Source organism: Neobacillus paridis (genome assembly GCF_016765675.1).
GTDB classification, from domain to species: domain Bacteria; phylum Bacillota; class Bacilli; order Bacillales; family Cytobacillaceae; genus Neobacillus; species Neobacillus paridis.
Genome location: NZ_JAESWB010000242.1, coordinates 480 through 883, shown reverse-complemented (window position 1 = coordinate 883; position 404 = coordinate 480). Strand labels below are relative to the sequence as shown.

Genomic DNA, 404 nt, shown 5'->3' with positions numbered 1-404 from the left:
CGCGTGCTGACGGAAGCCGCGATCATGGGCAAGCGTGACGGTCTGCGCGGCCTGAAGGAAAACGTGATCGTTGGTCGCCTGATCCCGGCTGGTACGGGTCTGGCGTTCCACCGCGCCCGCAAGGAGAAGGAATCGTGGGAAGCGGAAGAGCGCACCGCGCTGCTGCAATCCGAGAAGGCGGCCCGCATCGCCGAGGCGGAAGCCGAAATGGCGGCTGCCGGCAACAACATCGGCAACACGGACGAGCAGGGCTGATCGGCTGATCAGGCTTTTGGCTCAAACAAAAACCCCGCGGAAACGCGGGGTTTTTTTATGCCCGACAGGCAGCATGCATGTCGTTGATATGTCGTTGATATGTCGTTGAATTCACAGGCACTGATGTCAGTGCGACGATAGGCTCGCTC

General features: G+C 60.6%; 1 pseudogene. It reads left to right on the top strand.

From position 1 onward, the window contains the following. Positions 1-255 (top strand): annotated as a pseudogene (locus tag JK635_RS28665) (hypothetical protein); the annotation flags it as partial. Positions 256-404: the final 149 nt, after the last annotated feature.